This is a genomic window from Streptomyces sp. NPDC005393 (assembly GCF_040606675.1).
Taxonomy (GTDB): Bacteria; Actinomycetota; Actinomycetes; order Streptomycetales; family Streptomycetaceae; genus Streptomyces.
Genome location: NZ_JBEXFG010000142.1, coordinates 1 through 1350, shown reverse-complemented (window position 1 = coordinate 1350; position 1350 = coordinate 1). Strand labels below are relative to the sequence as shown.

The following is a 1350-nucleotide window of genomic DNA, read 5'->3' as shown; positions in this document are numbered from 1 at the left end:
CTTCCACCACCTCCTCGCCGACGGCGGCGAGGACACCTATGTGACCCCGACGGTCCTGGAGTTCGACTCCCGTGACCGCCTGGACGCCTTCACCGCCGCACTCCAGCAGGTGTTGAACCGGCACGACATATTCCGCACGGCCATTGCGTGGGAGGGGCTGCGGGAGCCGGTCCAGGTGGTGTGGCGCGACGCCGCACTCCCCGTTGCGGAGGTGCAGCTGGACCCGAACGGCGCCGAGCCCGTCGAGCAACTGCTCACGGACGCCGGCCTGTCCATGGACCTCCGGAAGGCCCCGCTCGCCCGGGTGCACATCGCAGCGAAGCCGCGGGGTGGCCGCTGGCTGGCGCTGCTGCGCTTGCACCACATCGTTGAGGACCACACGGCTCTGGAAATTCTGCTCGGTGAGGTGGAGACGATCCTCGCCGGCCGTGGAGGCGAGCTGGCCGAACCGCTGCCGTTCCGGAACTTCGCCGTACAGGCGCGTGCCGGACTGCGGAGCGGCAGGCACGAGCGGTTCTTCGCGGAGCTGTTGGGCGATGTCGACGAGCCGACCGCTCCGTACGGACTCGCGGACGCGCGCGGTGACGGCATGGATTCCGTCGAGGCGCTGCTGGGTCTCGCACCGGAGCTGTCCGACCGGGTCCGCGAGGTCGCGCGCCGCCTGGGAGCTACTGCGGCCACGGTGATGCACGTGGCGTGGGCGCGGGTGCTCTCCGCGGTCAGTGGCCGCGATGACGTGGTCTTCGGCACCGTCCTCCTCGGCCGGATGAACGCCGGACCCGGCGCGGACCGGGTGCCCGGCCCGTTCATCAACACGCTTCCGGTGCGGGTGCGGGTCGATGAACTCGGCGTGGTCGCGGCGGTCACCGCGATGCGTGGTCAGCTGGCTGCTCTGCTCGAGCACGAGCACGCACCGCTTGCGCTGGCGCAGCAGGTCAGCGGCGTATCGGGTGACAGGCCTCTGTTCACGGCGATGCTCAACTATCGCCCCAACAACGGTCTCAACCGTGAGACGACCGCGATCCTCGATGGCGTCGAGCTGGTGTATTTCCGGGAGCGCACCAACTACCCGCTGTCGATCGCCGTCGATGACGACGGAGCCAGGATCGCCCTGGTCGTGGACGCGGTCGCTCCGGTGGATCCCGCTGCTGTTGCGGCGTTGGTCGTGACGGCGGCGGAGAACTTGGTGTCGGTGTTGGAAGGGGTGCTGGAGGGTGGCCCGGATCTGCCGCTGAGCCAGGTCGGTGTGTTGGATGAGGCGGAGCGGCAGCAGGTGCTTTTGGGGTGGAATGACACGGGGGTGGGGTTGCCGGCGGGGACGTTGGGTGGGTTGTTTGAGGCGCAGGTGGT

Annotated in this window: 1 protein-coding gene; it reads left to right on the top strand. The window is 69.3% G+C overall.

The window, feature by feature from the left end; genetic code table 11:
- On the top strand, window positions 1-1350 hold a 1350-nt coding region (locus ABZS71_RS35635; protein WP_356217024.1), incomplete at both ends, for a condensation domain-containing protein.